Origin of the sequence: Kitasatospora sp. NPDC093806 (genome assembly GCF_040683335.1) — a bacterium.
In the GTDB taxonomy this organism is placed as follows: domain Bacteria; phylum Actinomycetota; class Actinomycetes; order Streptomycetales; family Streptomycetaceae; genus Kitasatospora.
In genome coordinates this window covers 1-10,752 of the sequence record NZ_JBFBDO010000171.1, presented here as the reverse complement: position 1 = coordinate 10,752, position 10,752 = coordinate 1, and the positions used below count along the sequence as shown (strand labels likewise).

Below are 10,752 nucleotides of genomic sequence, written 5' to 3'. Positions count from 1 at the left end.
ACCCGCCGACTTCCTGTGCGCCCGCGGGACGGCTCAGGCCGTGGGGGCCGGGGAGGCGGTGAGGGTGAAGGCCTGGGGGTAGCCGAGGGCGGCGGTAGGCGGGTTCGAGGCCCGACAGGATGGTGTCGAAGCGGCGGGTGCTGGTCGTGGAGTCGACCTGGAGCCGGCTGATCTGGAGCGGATGGGAGGGGAGCCGGGGGCCGAGGCGGTGGTCGGAGAGGAAGCCGAGCCGGTAACCCAGCTCCTGCAGGACGGTTTCGGCACGGACGTCGTGCCCGCCGTCGGGGTACGCGAAGGCGGTCGGCGGTTCGCCCAGCCAGTGGGTCAGGGCCTCGTGCGCGCCGGTGATCTCGGCCCGGACGGTGACGTCGTCGCAGCGCCCGAGGCACGGGTGCCCCTGGGTGTGGTTGCCGATGGCGATCCCGCCCTCGCGGAGCGCCACCAGGTCGGCGGGGGTGAGCTGCTCCTGGCCGGGCGGGCGCCGGTCGGCGCTGACGCGCAGTTCCTGGAGGCTGCGCCGGCGGTCCGGGTCGGGCATCGCCTTGAGCCGGCGGAGCAGCTGGGAGGGGTGGCCGCAGTCGAGCGAGCGGGCGCGTCCGCCGTGCCGGGCGAGGAAGTCGGCCTCGTGCCACCAGAACGGTTTCTCGGTGCCGATCAGCTCGGAGATGACGAAGGCGGCGGCCGGGATGCCGCGTTCGATGAGCGCGGGCAGCGCATGGGTGAGGACGCTGCGGTCGGCGTCGTCGAAGGTCACCAGCACGCTGCGGGCGGGCAGCGGGCGCCGTTCGGCGACGGCCTGCTGCACGGCGGCCAGCGAGACGGGTGTCGCGAGTCTTCGCAGCCGGTCCAGCTGGGCGCCGAAAGAGCGCGGGTCGGTCACGCCGTGGTAGGCGAGCACGGCGAGCCGCTGGGCCGCGCGGGCGCGGAACAGCGGTTGGACGGGGGCGGGTCCGGGCCTCGCCCGCGCGCGTGCCCACCCCGGGCCCGGATAACCCCGGCGGGCGCGGAACCGTCCCAGTGGGTGCCACCCGGTGGCCGACCGGCGCGGCGCGGGATTGCATGGGAGAGCCCGATCCCCTGCTCCGGGAGGCAACCGTGTACGAGATGTGGGCCGAGTCCGATCCGGCGGTCGAACCGTCGGCGCTGATGTGGCACGTGGTGTCGAAGGAGGACGCGTCGACGGCGCTCTGCGGGCAGCTCCTGGAGCTGTCCCGGCGGGTCGTCCCGGGCGGCCTCACGGAGCCGACCGGGGTGCCGGACCGGTACTGCGACCCCTGCCTGCTCACCGTGCGCGACACCATGGCCGCCGCCGGCGGCTGACCGCCCCCGGGTCGCTGGTCACCGGGGCGCCGGATCCTCCTCGGCCGGGTCCGGCGCCCGGCGAGCGCCGCCGCCGCCCCGCTGCCACCCCAGCAGCGCGCCCGCGCACCCGAGGACCAGCAGCCAGCACCCGGTCAGCGCCCACAGCACCGGCGCCGCCGAGGCGACCAGCCCGGCGGCCAGCAGCCCGAGCGGCACCAGCCCCAGCACGGGCAGCGACCGCGGGCGCGCCCCACTGGTGGCCGCCCAGACCCGGCCCCGCACGGCGAGCACCAGCCGACGCACGACCGACGCGCTCCACCCGTCCATCCTCGCCACCTCCTGATCGACCTCCACCCCCGCCCGAGCGGATGCCCCGGACCGCCCCCACCGAACCTGCCGACACCACCGGCCTCGACCGCCCCGGCAACCGGACCGCGATCGAGCACATTCCCCTTGCCGGACCGCCGCCACTGTTCGAGCGCCAACAACGGCCCCACGTGATCGACGATCGACCACGGACGAAGGGGCCTTCTTGGCCGGGCCGGTGCAGACCTCGATGATGGCGGCGGAGCCTTGCCGGTTCGGCGAGGAAGCAATGTCCGGAGGGGGCGGGATGTCCACGCAAAAGCAGAGTGCACTCCAGAGTGATGATTTATCCACGAAGAGCTCTTTTGAGTGCTGGCGGGACATATTGGGGAAGACGCGGGAGTGCGAGGCGACGAGTGCGCACGCGGACGACTTCACGGGGCAGGCACGACGGTTCGACCTGGGGCCAGTGGTGTTACTGGGGTCCTCGTTCCCGTCTGCGCGCTTTCGGCGGACCGAGGAAATGATCCGGCGTTCGGATCAGGAGCTGTACTACCTGACGCTGCTGACCTCCGGATTCCACGGACTCAAGCGCGGCCGGGACCAGGCGGAGACGTTCGGCGTCGGAGACCTCACCATCATCGACAGCTCCACCCCGCACGACGTGCGGATGGTCGGGAGCCAGGCCCCACGTGAGGGAGGTCCGGAGGTCACCGGCGTGGGCATCGACCTACCCGTCTCGATGATGCCGGTCCCCCCGCGCCAGGTGCGCGACCTGCTGGGGCGCCGGCTGTCCAGCCGGGAGGGAACGGGGGCTCTGCTGGCCGACTTCCTGCTGGGCCTGGACCGTCGGGCCTGCGGCTTTCAGCCCGCCGAGGCGGCGCGCCTCGGAACGGTCGTGGCCGACCTGGTGTCGGCGTGGATCGCCCGGGAGCTCGACGCCGAGCACACGCTGAGCCCGGAGGCGCGGCAGCAGGCAGTGATGGAGAGCGTTCGGGCATTCATCCGGGCCAACCTGCACGATCCCGAGCTGACCCCGCGTACGGTCGCCGCCGCGCACAACATCTCGGTCAGCTACCTGCACCGCCTCTTCACCCGGGACTCGGACGGTGAGACCGTCGCCGCGTACATCCGCCGCCAGCGGCTGAGGAAGGCGTACCGCGACCTCACCGACCCCGCCCTGCGCGGCCTGCCGGTCCAGAGCATCGGTGCCCGCTGCGGAATTTCCGGTGCCTCCGAGTTCGGCCGGGCGTTCAAGGCCGCCCACGGGCTCTCGCCCCGTGAGCACCGGCGGCAGGCCTGCCAGGTGTCCGCGGATCAGGCGACGTCGAGCACATAGCTGTCGACGGATCGCATATTTCCCGGCCGGACCGCCCTCCTACTGTGAAAACCGCAGCGGAGACGCACACCGCCGGAGGGGACGGGGGAACGTCCGTCGGGCGCGTACAGCGTGCTGCCTCCAACCACCAGACGCAGGGGGAATCATGATCAGCCGTCTCAAGAAATCGTTGGCAGCCGTCGCTGCCGTTCCGCTCCTCGTCCTCGGCTTGGCCGGTTCCGCCAGTGGCGCGACCGCGGACAACGCCGCCGTCAGCTGGTCGACGACCGACGGCACGCACAACTTCTGCCTGGCCCACGACTCGGTCGAACCGGTGTCGCTCATGTACGTCCCCACCATGACGGGGACGTGCATGGCGCTCAAGGAGACCACCTGGCGGGATGACAACAGCAACCTGAAGGACCCCGACCCCAAAGCCAACTTCTACGCGGAGAAGACGCCCGGCCCCAACGGCAGGTGCCTGACCGCGTTCTGGCAGGGGCAGATCTACCTGGAGCCCTGCTCGAACCCGGTGAACTACTACGAGCAGTGGGACGAGGAATCATTCGGCGGGCACTGGATCCTCAAGAACCGCATGATCAACCGGTGCCTTGCCCACCCGGGGTTCAACCTCGCCATGAAGGACTGCGACGCGAGGGACAGCGAGCAGTACTGGTCCTGACCCGCTCCCACACGCCCACCAGCCAGGCCCACGGCCGGCCGCCCGGGCGGCCGCGTACAGACCAGCTCAGTTCAGCATGTTCAAGGGGGGAACCTTTCCATGTCCCGAACCTCGCACCGCGCCCTACGCGTCGTGGCACTGCTCGCCGCCGTCGGCATCGGATCCGCCGCGCTGGGCGCGACGGGCACCGCCCAGGCCGCGCCCACCGCCGACGGCTCGACCCGCGCGGCGGCCCCGCACCAAACGCCGGGCCACAGCACCGACTTCACGCCGACGGTCGAGAACCCGACCACCGCGACCGCCGAGGAACTCTCGGCAGCGGCGACCGGCGGAAAGGGCAGTGCGCTGCCCCAGGCGCAGGACCAGTCCCTCGCCGCGTCCTCGGCGGCCGGCGGCCGGATCACCCGCAACGAGGTCCTCGCACGCGCCCGATCCTGGGTCGACCAGGGCGTCCCGTACAGCCAGACCGCCTACTGGACCGACGCCAACGGCAAGTACCGGCAGGACTGCTCCGGATTCGTCTCGATGGCCTGGCACCTTCCGTCCTCGGGCGGCAACAACTACGGCGAGACCACCTGGACCCTCCCCACCTTCGCCACCAAGCTCGGGAGTTACGACGACCTGAGGCCCGGCGACATGATCGACAACATCTCCAGCCACGTCGTCCTGTTCACCGGCTGGGCCGACAGCGGCCACACGGTCGCCAACATCATGGAGGAGGCCCGCCCCGGCACCAATGCCCGCGCCTCCACCTACACCCGCAGCTACCTCAGCTCCGGCGGCTACCAGCCCTACCGCTTCAACAACATCGTCGACGCCCAACCGACCGGAATCGGTGTGTACCGGCCGGGGGACCAGATGTTCTACGAGGCGGACAGGTCGGGCGGAGTGCTGGGCTACAACCGGTTCGGCGTCGCCAAGGACGTCCCGCTGATGGGGCACTGGAACGCGGGACCGTCCGACACGATGGGCATCTACCGGCCCTCGACCAGCGACTTCGCACTGAGCACCGACAACGCGACGGTCTGGGTGAACGCCAGGTTCGGAAACCCGGGGGACATTCCGGTGGTCGGCGACTGGGACGGACGCGGATACACGACCATCGGCGTCTACCGACCCACCGAGCAGACCTTCTACCTCAGCAACGACAACGCGACCGTGGCGCACACCATCAAGATGGGCAACCCCGGCGACACCCCGATCGTCGGCAACTGGAGCGGCACCGGCAAGACCACCATCGGCGTCTACCGCCCCGGCGACCAGACCTTCTACCTCAGCAACACCAACAACGCCGCGAACGTCGACCACACCATCAGGTTCGGCAACCCCGGCGACATCCCCATCAAGGGCGACTGGAACGGCACCGGCACCGACAAGGTCGGCGTCTACCGACCCGACACCTCCGACTTCTACGGCGCCGGCCAGGACACCAACACCGTCATCTTCACCATGCGATTCGGCAACCCCGGCGACCAGCCCATCACCGGCAACTGGAGCTGACCACCACTACTCGTGAGGCCCGTCAGGATGATGGGGCAGCCGGCTCCCCCGGGATCGGGTGTTTCCGGCCAGGAACGGTCGGCGTATCGGTACCGTTGACACGGTCTATTTGATCTGCTTCGCTGAATTCGCAATTCGTCAGGCACGCGGTAATTGATCTCAGTGCGACATTGGTTCGGCCAACGGCGTAAGGGGAGAATGTGTCGCTGGATTTTGCAGCCCTCCACGAGGATTTTGTGGTGGAGGTTACCGGTGGGACCGGCGTATTTCTGGCGGGGCGCGACGGGGAGGCCGTCAAAGAGGCACTCGCCGGCTATTCGGTCGCTGTGCTCCGCGGGTTGGAGCTGGCTCCGGCGGAGCAGGTGGCGCTGACTCGGCTGCTCGGGGAGCCGGAGGTGGTCACGGATCTGCGCAACCACCATCCCGAAAGCCGGGACATCCTGGTGGTCAACAATTCGAGTGAAAGGCCCGTGGTCGGAAACCGGTGCTGGCACTCGGACCGGTCCTTCCTGCCGGAGCCGACGCGCTACACGATGTTGCGGGCGGAGGTCGTTCCGCCGGAGGGCGGGGACACGCTGATCGCCGACATGGTGGCGGCTTATGCGCAGTCGCCGACCGCCTGGAAGGAATCGCTTTCCGGCGCGGTCGGCGTGCACACCTATGACAAAATCGCCCGCTTGCGCGCGGAGATCCACGGCGAGCCCGTCGAGGAGGGCTACGAGAAGCTGTTCCCGCCGGTCCGTCATCCGGTGGTCCGCGCTCATCCGGAAACCGGCACCCCGGCGTTCTATCTGAACGACTTGTGCATGACCGGCATCGAGGCCCCGGACGGGGGCTCCGTCGCCGTCGCGTTGGACGAGCTGTCCGCGTACGCGACCGAGGACAGGTTCGTCTACCGGCACCACTGGCGGGTGGGGGACGTCCTGATCTGGGACAACGCCAGGGTGCTGCACCGGGCGGACCTGCGGCTGTGGAAGCTGCCGCGCGTCCTGCACCGCACCACCACGGCGGGCCTGCCGCCCCGCCCGGCCGCCGGGTACGCGCCGGACGCGGTCCGCTGAAGCACGGGAGGATGCCCCATGACGGACTCATCGGCTTCCCCGGGCTTCGTGGCGGAGCTGTCCGCCGAGGACGAGCGGCGGTACGACCCCCGGGCGCTGGTGGCGCTGCTGCGCAGGTACGCGGTCCTCGTCCTGCGCGGGATGACGCTGACCCCGGCCGAGCAGGTGGAGCTGACGCGCGGCCTGGGTGAGCCGCTGTTGGACCCGGACACGCACAACAGGCATCCGGACCGTCCGGAGGTCTTCGTCGTGGACAACTCCGGTGCCACACCGGTGGTCGGGAACAACGTCTGGCACACCGACGGCTCGTTCCTGCCCCGGCCCGTCCGGTACACCATGCTGCGGGCGGTGACGCTGCCCCCGTCGGGCGGCGACACCCTGTACGCCGACCTGCAGACCGCGTACGAGAAGCTGCCCGCGCGGTGGCGGGACGCGCTGGCCGGTGCGACGGGCCTGCACACCTACGACCGCATCGCGGCCAGGCGGGCCGAAGCCCACCGCAATCCGGCCGTCTCGGCGTCCGTGTCGGCGCACCCACCGGTCCGCCACCCGGTCGTCAGGGCCCACCCCGACACCGGAGCCCCCGTGCTCTTCGTGAACGACCTCTGCCTCGCGCGCATCGAGTCCGGCGACGGAGCCCCCGTCGAACCGAGCCCGGCGGACCTGGTGGCGCACGCCACCCGGGACGAGTTCGTGCACCGCCACCGGTGGGAGCCGGGTGACGTGGTGGTCTGGGACAACGCCAGGGCCCTGCACCGGTCCGATTTCACCACCGCGCTGGCCCGGGTGATGCACCGCACGACCACCGAGGGTGACGTCCCCTGCGGGTACGGGGCGGGCGGCACGTGATCGTGCGGTCACCGGACGGGCCCGAGCCGATCCGGGAACCGGGCCTGCCGATCGTGGACCCGCACCATCACCTGTGGCCAAACCGCCCCGCAGATTCCGCGGCCGCCCCCGGTGGACGGAACCCCGGCGCCACCCCGTACTCGGTGCGCGACCTGCGCGCCGATACCGGCTCCGGGCACAACGTGACCGCCACCGTCTTCGTGGAGTGCTCCACCGCCTACCGCACCCACGGGCCGCAGCACCTGCGGCCCGTCGGGGAGACGGCATGGGTCGCCGAGCAGCCCGTCTCCGGCGGGCTGCTCAGCGGCATCGTCGGCCACGCGAACCTCCTGGCGGAACCGGCCGAACTCGCCGAGGCCCTGGCGGCCCACGCCGAGGCGGGGAACGGCAGGTTCAAAGGGGTCCGCCACACCGTGGCCTGGGACGCGCACCCGGAGGTGTTCGCCTCCGTCCACCGGCCGCCCCCGGGGCTCCTCCGCGACCGGGCGTTCCGGAGCGGGGCAGCCGAACTCGCACGGCGCGGGCTCGTCTACGAGACCTGGGCGTACTTCCACCAGCTCCCGGAGCTGTGCTCCTTCGCGCGATCGAACCCCGACCTCGTGGTGGTCCTGGACCATCTCGGCGGCCCGGCGGCGACCGGGCCGTACGCCCGGTGCCGGGAGGAGGTGCTGGCGGAGTGGCGGTCCGGCGTCAAGGCGCTGGTGGGCGTGCCCCAGGTGGTGATGAAGCTCGGCGGGATCGGCATGCCCGCGTTCACGCCCGTCGAATTCATCGAGTCGACCCCGATGACATCCGGCAGGATCGCCGACTACTGGGGCCCGCACATCCGCTACTGCATCGAGACCCTGGGGCCCGAACGGTGCATGTTCGAGAGCAACTTCCCGGTGGACCGAAGACTGTGCGGCTACGCCACCCTGTGGAACGCGTTCAAGCTGATCGCCGCGCCCTACTCGGACGCCGACCGGGCGTCCCTCTTCGCCGGTACCGCCCGCCGTACCTACGGCCTCGGATGACGGAAAGGCCGGGTCGTCAGCCGGGTCCCGCGGGTTCCTCCGTCCAGCCGGGGGCGTCGCGGTCCTCCAACTGTTCGCGCAGCCGGGCGAGGGTCGCGGAGAGCAGTCGGGAGACGTGCATCTGGGAGACGCCGATCCGGTCGGCGATCTCGGACTGGGTCCGGCCCTCCCAGAAGCGGAGCCTGAGCACGGTCTGCTCCCGGCGCGGGAGGCCGCCGAGCAGGGGGCGCACGGCGGTGCGGAACTCGGCGAGTTCGATGGCCGGGTCGCAGGAGCCGAGCCGGTCGATCAGGGCGCTGCCGGACTCGTCGGCATCCTGCTCACGCAGGGCGTCCAGCGAGGTGGACCGGTGGATCCGGCCCGCCACCAGGCCCTCGACGACCTCCTCGACGGTGAGGTGGAGGTCCTCGGCGATCTCCTCGGGGTGCGGCAGCCGGCCGAGCAGCTGTTCCAGCCGGTCGGAGCCGCGGGCCACCTGCAGATAGAGCTCCTGCATCCGGCGCGGGACGCGGACCGGCCAGGAGGTGTCTCGGAAGAACCGCTTGATCTCGCCGGCGATGGTGGGGATGGCGTAGGTGACGAACTCCGGACCGCGGTCCGGGTCGTAGCCGTCGACCGCCTTGATCAGGCCGACGGTGCCGACCTGGAGGATGTCGGCCATCTCCTCCGGGCGGTGCCGGAAGCGGCCGGCGATGAACCGCACCAGCGGCATGTTGAGCTCGATGATCGTGCCGCGGACGTAGCTGTAGGCGCGGGTCTCGCGGCGCAGCGCGACCAGCCGTCGGAACAGGGCGTCGCTGAGTTCGCGGGCCTCGGACTTGCCCATGGCCCGCATCTCCGCCGGGCTGGGGCGGGGCGGGAGGTCGCGCGGGACGTCGCACGGAAGGGCCTCCGGCCGGTGGCCGGCTTCGGCGGTGGTGGACACGGCAGTCTCCTGGGCAGGCGGGAGAGGCCCGGACCACGCGGGTGGGGTGCTACGGGTCTCCCGAGCCGCTGCGTCCCTTTGGTACCCACCCTCGGGCCATTGATGCCGTATTATCCGCTTTCATTTGGATATGTTCATCTGCGGGTGAGGGGCGGCGGCGACGGCGGCGGCGGTTCGAAGCGGACCGGGGCCTCGAAGTTGGCGCGGCGGGCGGCGCGGCGCAGCACGGTGAGGACGGCCGGGCCGACGAGCAGGACGCACAGGCCCGTGGTGACGGCGCGGCCGGTGTCCCAGCCGAGCGAGGTGGCCAGGTCGAACAGCAGGTAGCGGTGCCACTGCTCGGTGAAGGGCAGGCCTGGCAGGTAGGCGATCGAGCTGTTCGGGTCGGTGGAGAACGGCCAGAAGGAGAGGTTGAGCAGGAAGCCGAAGAGGTAGCCGGAGCCGGCCCCGTACACCGCGAGCACGGGGGCCTCCCAGCGGCGCGGGAGCGCGGGGAGCAGTCCGGCGAGCAGGCCGACGAAGGCGCAGCCGAACATCTGGTAGGGCATCCACGGGCCGACGCCGCCGGTGAGCAGCGCGGAGGCGAAGAGTGAGGTGCAGCCCAGGGTGAACCCGAAGCCGGGGCCGAACACCCGGCCGGCCAGGACCAGCAGGAAGAAGACCGTCTCCACGCCGGCCGTCCCGGCGCCGAGCGGCCGCAGGCCGGCGTTGACGGCCGAGAGGACGCCGAGCATGGCGAGGGCCTTGGCGTCGATGCCGCCGGCCGAGATCTCGGCGACCACCACGGCGAGGACGAGCACCAGCAGGGCGCCGAAGATGAGCGGCGGCGCGTAGGCGGTGCCGAACCGGCCGGGGGCGAGGACGAACGGCCAGAGGAAGGCGACCAGTCCGACGAAGGCGGCCAGGGCGACGACGATCCGGGCCCGGACCGGCATCCGCACGGCCACCCGGCCGGCGGGGCGGGCGACCGGACGGGCGACGGGGGCGGTCATCGGGCGGCCTCCGGCGCCAGCGCCCGCGCCGTCTGATCGATCGTCAGATACGGCAGCGGGGCGAGGATCTTGGCCGTCTGCGGGGCGAAGGTCGGCGAGGCGGTGATCACCTCGGCGGTCGGGCCGTCGGCGACCACCTCGCCTTCCGCGAGCACCACCACCCGGTCGGCCGCGGCGGCGACGAACTCGACGTCGTGGGTGGAGACCACGACGGCGCGGCCCTCGGCGGCGAGTCCGTCGACGGTCCGGCGCAGCTGTTCCTTGGCCCGGTAGTCGAGGCCGCGGGTCGGTTCGTCCAGCAGGACCACCGGTGGTGCGGCGGCGAGTTGGACGGCGAGAACGAGGGCGAGCCGCTGGCCCTCGGAGAGGTCGCGGGGGTGAGTGGCGTCCGGGATGCCGGGGGCGATCCGGTCCAGGATCGCGCGGGCGGACGGCCCGTCCGGGGTCGCGCCGGTGGCCGACTCCCGGTCGCTCTGGGCGAGTTCGTCCGCCACGGTCTCCAGATAGAGCAGGTCGGCGGGGGTCTGCGGGACGAGGCCGACGAGTCGGCGGGCCTCGGCGGCCGGGACCTGCCGGGGGTCCGCCGTCCGTCCACCGCCGGAGCGGGTGACCGCGACGGTGCCGCCGTGCCGGGGGCCGGAGCCCTGGAGCGCCCAGAGCAGGGAGGACTTGCCGGCGCCGTTGCGCCCCATCAGGGCGGTGACCTCGCCGGCCCGCAGGTCCAGGCTCACCTCCCGGACCGCGCCACCCGCCCGCGCCGGGCCCGGCCGTGCTGTCGGCCGACCGGGTCACCGTGCGGTACGG

General features: G+C 71.8%; 11 protein-coding genes and 1 pseudogene. 7 read left to right on the top strand and 5 right to left on the bottom strand.

What is annotated here, in order from left to right; all coding sequences use genetic code 11:
- A partial coding sequence (locus AB0N76_RS37910; RefSeq protein WP_363565376.1) for a polysaccharide deacetylase family protein occupies positions 1-898 on the bottom strand: 898 nt, incomplete at its 3' end.
- Between the two features lie 197 nt (positions 899-1,095).
- Here AB0N76_RS37910 and AB0N76_RS37905 point away from each other — a divergent pair.
- Entirely contained in the window at positions 1,096-1,320 is a 225-nt protein-coding gene (locus AB0N76_RS37905) for a hypothetical protein (protein WP_363565374.1), read from the top strand.
- Between the two features lie 18 nt (positions 1,321-1,338).
- Here AB0N76_RS37905 and AB0N76_RS37900 read toward each other — a convergent pair whose 3' ends face one another.
- Complete coding sequence (locus AB0N76_RS37900; protein ID WP_363565372.1) at positions 1,339-1,629, bottom strand: hypothetical protein; 291 nt, start codon at positions 1,627-1,629, stop codon at positions 1,339-1,341.
- 502 nt (positions 1,630-2,131) lie between these two features.
- On the opposite strand from AB0N76_RS37900, the gene AB0N76_RS37895 reads away from it, so the two are divergent.
- From AB0N76_RS37895 to AB0N76_RS37870, 6 genes are all read left to right on the top strand, one after another.
- The gene (locus AB0N76_RS37895; RefSeq protein WP_363565370.1) at positions 2,132-2,947 is read left to right on the top strand and encodes a helix-turn-helix domain-containing protein; all 816 of its coding nucleotides are present in this window, start codon (positions 2,132-2,134) and stop codon (positions 2,945-2,947) included.
- 169 nt (positions 2,948-3,116) lie between these two features.
- Positions 3,117-3,608: a hypothetical protein gene (locus tag AB0N76_RS37890; protein WP_363565368.1), complete on the top strand. Its 492-nt coding sequence runs from the start codon at positions 3,117-3,119 to the stop codon at positions 3,606-3,608.
- Positions 3,609-3,707: 99 nt separating this feature from the next.
- Complete coding sequence (locus AB0N76_RS37885) at positions 3,708-5,108, top strand: hypothetical protein (RefSeq protein ID WP_363565366.1); 1,401 nt, start codon at positions 3,708-3,710, stop codon at positions 5,106-5,108.
- A 200-nt stretch (positions 5,109-5,308) separates the two neighbouring features.
- Positions 5,309-6,169, top strand: a complete 861-nt coding sequence (locus AB0N76_RS37880) for a TauD/TfdA family dioxygenase (RefSeq protein WP_363565364.1) — start codon at positions 5,309-5,311, stop codon at positions 6,167-6,169.
- Between the two features lie 18 nt (positions 6,170-6,187).
- On the top strand, positions 6,188-7,018 hold the full coding sequence (locus AB0N76_RS37875; RefSeq protein ID WP_363565362.1) for a TauD/TfdA family dioxygenase: 831 nt from the start codon (positions 6,188-6,190) through the stop codon (positions 7,016-7,018).
- Positions 7,015-8,031 carry an amidohydrolase family protein gene (locus AB0N76_RS37870; RefSeq protein WP_363565360.1) on the top strand — a complete coding sequence of 339 codons (1,017 nt, stop codon included), beginning with the start codon at positions 7,015-7,017 and terminating at the stop codon, positions 8,029-8,031. The genes AB0N76_RS37875 and AB0N76_RS37870 overlap by 4 nt, the downstream gene beginning before the upstream one ends.
- Before the next feature lie 16 nt (positions 8,032-8,047).
- On the opposite strand, the gene AB0N76_RS37865 is transcribed toward AB0N76_RS37870, so the two are convergent.
- The 3 genes and pseudogenes from AB0N76_RS37865 to AB0N76_RS37855 all read right to left on the bottom strand — a co-directional run.
- Positions 8,048-8,956, bottom strand: coding sequence for a SigB/SigF/SigG family RNA polymerase sigma factor (locus AB0N76_RS37865; RefSeq protein WP_363565358.1), 909 nt, complete (start codon positions 8,954-8,956; stop codon positions 8,048-8,050).
- A 134-nt stretch (positions 8,957-9,090) separates the two neighbouring features.
- Complete coding sequence (locus AB0N76_RS37860) at positions 9,091-9,948, bottom strand: ECF transporter S component (protein ID WP_363565356.1); 858 nt, start codon at positions 9,946-9,948, stop codon at positions 9,091-9,093.
- A pseudogene (locus AB0N76_RS37855) lies at positions 9,945-10,691 on the bottom strand (ATP-binding cassette domain-containing protein); the annotation flags it as partial. The pseudogene AB0N76_RS37855 and the gene AB0N76_RS37860, both read right to left, overlap by 4 nt.
- Positions 10,692-10,752 lie beyond the last annotated feature (61 nt).